The organism is Agaribacter marinus, assembly GCF_030160655.1.
GTDB lineage: Bacteria > Pseudomonadota > Gammaproteobacteria > Enterobacterales > Alteromonadaceae > Glaciecola > Glaciecola marina.
Genome location: NZ_BSOT01000017.1, coordinates 1 through 637, shown reverse-complemented (window position 1 = coordinate 637; position 637 = coordinate 1). Strand labels below are relative to the sequence as shown.

The 637-nt window shown below is 43.2% G+C and carries 1 protein-coding gene; it reads right to left on the bottom strand.

From position 1 onward, the window contains the following. On the bottom strand, positions 1 to 615 hold a 615-nt coding region (locus tag QQK00_RS18800), incomplete at its 3' end, for a hypothetical protein (RefSeq protein WP_284219235.1). Positions 616 to 637: the final 22 nt, after the last annotated feature.

The window sequence follows — 637 nt, the reverse complement described above, 5'->3', positions numbered from 1 at the left end:
GGCCACTGATTCACGAATGAAAGTACCTGCTTTCGCCGTAATACTGCTTTGGCCAGTGTAGCTAAGGCTTGTGCTTTCAGGCGCTAATTCACCTACGCGGATGTTTCTGAATTGGCTGTTAGCATTATCATCAATGTCGTCATCATTACCAAAGACAAGGTATTGCATGTCGCCGTTGAAATAATCCCCTGCTTTTATAGTAAATGTCTGCCAATCGCCATTACCAGTGTAGTTGGCAATACGAGGGATACGATCATCTTCGCCATTTTTTCCTGTTTCGCTGCCCCATATTTCAAAGACCTTTGCATCGCGTGTGCTAAGCGAATTATCGGTATCAAAGCCGATAGTATGACGTTCGCCTTGCAATGCATTACTTCTAAACTCAAAGGTTAAATAAGTGTTGTCTGTGAAGGTGTAGTTAAATGCCGTTTTTTGCCAGGTATTGCCATTCAACTCAATCCCGCGATTACTGTTATTGACTGTATACCCGCCCGTTTCATGTTGTCCAGAATATTCAGAGAAACTATTGGTAGATAAATCCACAGTCGTTATATTCGGCGCAAAGGCCACAAATTCAGTGGCTGTAAAAGTGCCATCGGCAAAGGTGATGCTCATGCGGTTATTGACATGATTATGC